At 65.3% G+C, this 452-nt stretch carries 1 protein-coding gene; it reads right to left on the bottom strand.

The window, feature by feature from the left end; all coding sequences use genetic code 11:
• On the bottom strand, window positions 1-452 hold a 452-nt coding region (locus tag CAY82_RS27545; RefSeq protein WP_256576348.1), incomplete at both ends, for a toprim domain-containing protein.

The raw sequence follows: 452 nt of genomic DNA, 5'->3' as shown, positions 1-452 counted from the left end.
CGCTGGATGAACGAGCGCCGCGCCTCGACGTCCTCACCCATCAGCACCGAGAACAGGGCGTCGGCCTGTGCCGCGTCGTCCAGGGTGACCTGGCCGAGCACACGGTGGTCGATGTCCATGGTGGTGATCCGCAGCTCCTCGGCGTTCATCTCGCCGAGGCCCTTGAAGCGCTGGATCGCGTCTTCCCGGACCCGCTTGCCCTGGTTGCGGCCGATCTCCATCATCGCGTCGCGCTCACGGTCCGAGTACGCGTACCCGAAGTCGTCCCGGCTCCACTTGATCTTGTAGAGCGGCGGGCGCGACAGGTACACATGGCCGGCCTCGACCAGCGGGCGCATGAAGCGGAAGAGGAACGTCAGCAGCAGGGTGTTGATGTGCTGGCCGTCGACGTCGGCGTCCGCCATCAGGATGATCTTGTGATAGCGGAGCTTCGAGATGTCGAAGTCCTCGTG

Origin of the sequence: Pseudomonas sp. SID14000 (assembly GCF_002165135.1) — a bacterium.
Lineage (GTDB): Bacteria > Pseudomonadota > Gammaproteobacteria > Pseudomonadales > Pseudomonadaceae > Aquipseudomonas.
This window is presented reverse-complemented; position numbering and strand designations above follow the sequence as displayed.